Origin of the sequence: Microbacterium sp. (assembly GCF_011620715.1) — a bacterium.
GTDB lineage: Bacteria > Actinomycetota > Actinomycetes > Actinomycetales > Microbacteriaceae > Microbacterium.
Genome location: NZ_WOYP01000062.1, coordinates 12446 through 13602 on the forward strand (window position 1 = coordinate 12446; position 1157 = coordinate 13602).

The window sequence follows — 1157 nt, forward strand, 5'->3', positions numbered from 1 at the left end:
GGCACGGGCTCGGGCACAGGAGCCGGTGCCGGGTCCGGAGCCGGTGGCGGGTCGGTCGCCGGTGGGGTCACCGGGGTCACGTCCGTGACCGCGCGGGTCTGGTCGTCGCGCAGCGCGGTGACTGCGGCGGCGTAGGCGAGCAGCTCGGCATCGCCCGATCCGCCGGCGTTCTGCGCGGTGGGTACGGCGACGGATGCCGCGATCACGGCATCGCGAAAGGTCTGCAGCGCCCGCCTGTTCTCTGCGACGATGAGCACGGCGGTCTCGGGGAGCGATGCGCCCAGCGTCATCTGCGCGGCGCGCAGTGCGTCGAGCTTCTCCTGCAGCGCGGCCTGCGCGGCGCGCACTTCGCGGGTCGCTGTCGTGATGAGCCCGACGTGATCGTTCGCGGTCTTCGTCGCCGCCTTCACCGCTTCGATGTCGCCCACGTCGATGTCGCCGCGCTCGTACAGCTCGGGCAGGTCGGCGGGCGGCGCCGCGGCGAGCTGCGCGACGAGGGCCGCGAGCGCGGCGTTCGAGGCGTCGAGCACCGGCTGGGCGGCCATGCCTGCGACGGCGGCCAGCGGCGGCGCTGCGCTGTCGGCGGTCGCCTGCGCGATCGCGACGGTGTCTTCGTACTGCGTCACGGCTTCGTCGAGCACCGGCTGCGGGTCGGCGGCTGACTCTTCTGCGGCCTCGAGGTCTGCGACTGCTGCGGCGAGCTCCTGCGCGGCGAGGTTGTCGGCGGCGATGGTCTGAGCGATCGTGACCGACCCCACGACGACGCCGATGAGCAGCACGATCGCCACGGCGACCGACCAGCGCACGCGGGAGCTCCACCCGCGAATGCCGCGTCGTTCGGCAGAAGAGAACGACCCGGCAGGTGCCGCGTTCGAGGTCGCCCCGAGCACCGCCGTCGGTTCGGCCATCGCCCTGGCTGCGACCGCAGCCGGCATTGCGGTCTTCGTCCGGGATCCTCCGCCGATGATGTCGAGCCAACTCGCGCGCGCCGTCGACACGCGCGAAGCGGATGCGGCCCCGTCTGCCTCGGCAACGGTGCCGGATGCCGCATCATCGGTGAATCCCAGCCACGCCAGGAAGTCGGTTTCGTGAAGGTCCGGCTCGGATTCCGGCACGTCGGCACCGGGGCCGGCCACCGTCGCTCTGACCCCCGCCGC

The 1157-nt window shown here is 73.0% G+C and carries 1 protein-coding gene; it reads right to left on the reverse strand.

From position 1 onward, the window contains the following. Positions 1-1157: hypothetical protein (locus tag QZV84_RS05770; protein WP_292826687.1), on the reverse strand; the 1157-nt coding region annotated here is incomplete at both ends.